Source organism: Moorena sp. SIO3H5 (assembly GCF_010692395.1).
Taxonomy (GTDB): domain Bacteria; phylum Cyanobacteriota; class Cyanobacteriia; order Cyanobacteriales; family Coleofasciculaceae; genus Moorena.
The window spans coordinates 1-1087 of record NZ_JAAHHS010000811.1; the positions used below are offsets into that span (position 1 = coordinate 1).

At 42.2% G+C, this 1087-nt stretch carries 2 pseudogenes; both read left to right on the forward strand.

Going from position 1 to position 1087, the window contains the following annotated elements:
* Positions 1-494: pseudogene (locus F6K52_RS36690) on the forward strand (hydrogenase); the annotation flags it as partial.
* Between the two features lie 394 nt (positions 495-888).
* Positions 889-1087, forward strand: a pseudogene (locus F6K52_RS36695) (cytochrome-c3 hydrogenase); the annotation flags it as partial.

Sequence of the window (1087 nt, forward strand, 5' to 3'; positions counted from 1 at the left end):
AATATTCCCGGATGTCCTGCCCATCCGACTGGATTTCCCAAGTACTAGTAGCAATCGCCACTGGACGTATTGGAGATATTGCTTTAGACGAATTACATCGTCCCAAAACCTTTTTTAGTACTTTTACTCAAACAGGATGTACCCGTAACGACCATTTTGCTTACCGAGCATCTACTGAGCAATTTGGCGATCGCACGGGATGTCTGTTTTATGATTTGGGTTGTCGCGGGCCAATGACCCATTCTTCCTGTAACCGGATATTATGGAACCGTGTTTCTTCTAAAACCCGGGCTGGTATGCCTTGTCTTGGTTGTACGGAACCAGAATTTCCTTTCTATGACCTCAAACCAGGAACTGTGTTTAAAACCCAAACTGTTTTGGGTGCTCCTAAAGATTTACCCACAGGAGCAAATAAGAAGGACTATGCTTTATTGACTGTAGTAGCAAAGGATACTGCTCCTGATTGGACAGATGAAGAGTTTTTCACTGTTTAGTCTCAGTTGATGGTTGATAGTTGACAGTTGACGGTTGACGGTTGATGGTTGACGGTTGACGGTTGACAGTTGACGGTTGACGGTTATTGAGTCGAATAATACTGTCTTAACCCATATGTCCCGTCTAAATGTACTTCATGAAGGTGAAATATGCTGTAAGTTGCTTAAGTTTGGTAATACAGCAAAATTAATGCTTCTTTCCAACACCTTCTAATCATACTAAGTTGCATTCAAAGATAGTATCCAGTCATTGCGATGTTCCCTCTAAGCGTTCTTGCAGGGTAGGAAGCAATCGCATTGACTTAAACTACCATGATAGAACGCAACTTGGTATCAAGGAGGTGTTCTGTTCCTACAACATTTTCCACTGATAAAGCCCACTTAACAAATAATCATGGCAATTCAAACACTAGATATTTCGCCGGTTGGTAGGGTAGAAGGGGATTTAGATGTTCGAGTAGATATCGAAGATGGGTATGTAATTAATGCTTGGACCCAAGCGGAACTATTCCGGGGATTTGAAGTTATTTTACGGGGAAAAGACCCACAAGCGGGATTAATTGCCACACCTCGTATCTGTGGTATTTGCGGAA